Genomic DNA, 1012 nt, shown 5'->3' with positions numbered 1-1012 from the left:
CATAGCCATCAAGTTAAGAAAATGAATAAAATTTAACTAAATGGGTCATCCTTCCATGCATACCGCATGGAAGGATGACCCATTTTATGTCTAAAATTAATGATGTTACACAAGAAGAGTTACGTTTACTAGGTGAAGAATTTAAAAGTAAATTTTCGATTCACCACTTACAACTACTAGCAGTTAAAACTGGAATGATTCGACGAAAACGAAAGTGTAGAGCACAAGACCTCGTTTCATTATGCGTGTTTCTCAGCCAAGCAATTGGGACAGAATCCCTAGTTAGTTTATGTGCGAAACTAACTAGAGCTACGGGAATCCAATTATCTAGTCAAGGTCTGAACGAACGATTTAATGCACAGACTGTACAATTCTTAAAGGAATTGTTTTTACAAGTATTTCGAAAGAAGTTTTCTCCAATGACTCCTTTATCTAACCGTTTTACACGTATCCGTATACTAGATTCAACAGCCTTTCAGCTTCCAGCTCAATATGCATCTTCTTACAAAGGGGTAGGCGGAGGTGGTTCAGAAGCTGGTGTGAAAATTCAATTAGAGTATGAACTGATTTCTGGAGAATTTTTAGAAACAGCTGTAAGAGATGGAACAAGTAGCGATTGCCGTTATGGACAGGAACGTACGCAAACATTAGAGCCAGGGGAACTTTCTCTTCGTGATCTTGGTTATTTTTCTATTTATGATTTAGAAAAAATTGCGGATCGAAAAGCATTTTATGTGTCACGTATTCGCTGGAATACACAAGTCTATCAAAAAGAGAAAGGTGGAAAATGGACTCTTCTCGATTTAGAAAAATTGACGAAAGATCTATCTGAAGGACAAATACTAGAATTACCGGAAATCTATATAGGACTTCACCAAAAACATAAAACACGCCTTGTCATATATCGTCTAACACAAACTGAGTGGACGAAACGTTTGGAACATCACAAGAAAGCGAAAAAGAAGATGCCGAAATATGCAAGCCGTATCAACCTTCTTATTACGAACGTATC

Annotated in this window: 1 protein-coding gene; it reads left to right on the top strand. The window is 37.1% G+C overall.

The window, feature by feature from the left end:
* Positions 1-86: 86 nt before the first annotated feature.
* On the top strand, positions 87-1012 hold a 926-nt coding region (locus PDQ33_RS28910), incomplete at its 3' end, for an IS4 family transposase (RefSeq protein ID WP_270757119.1).

It is taken from the genome of Bacillus cereus group sp. Bc031, from assembly GCF_027716265.1.
Lineage (GTDB): Bacteria > Bacillota > Bacilli > Bacillales > Bacillaceae_G > Bacillus_A > Bacillus_A paranthracis.
Note: the sequence above shows the minus strand (reverse complement) of the source record. Positions and strands in the feature narration are given on the sequence as shown.